At 51.5% G+C, this 241-nt stretch carries 1 protein-coding gene; it reads left to right on the forward strand.

The genetic code is table 11. The annotated features are described in order from the left end of the window. The coding region (locus AC1EU5_RS16060) for a DUF7507 domain-containing protein (RefSeq protein WP_480193434.1) at positions 1-241 on the forward strand (241 nt) is incomplete at both ends.

The raw sequence follows: 241 nt of genomic DNA on the forward strand, positions 1-241 counted from the left end.
CACAGGTACAGCAACGCTGACAGGTGTAGCTGTGGTTGATGATATTTTAGGTGCCGTGATCTTAAGCGATGTAGCAGGTGATGGCGTAGCAGTGCTAGCCGCTGGTGACAGTGAGAGTGGTACGCTTACGTATACGATCCAGGCAGGCGACTTAGGTACGACGATCACAAACATTGCTACGGGAAGTAGTGATCAGGCCCCAGATGTAACGGATACCAACAGTATCCCAGTAGCGACACCA

The sequence above is a fragment of the Maritimimonas sp. 2405UD52-3 genome, assembly GCF_056591715.1.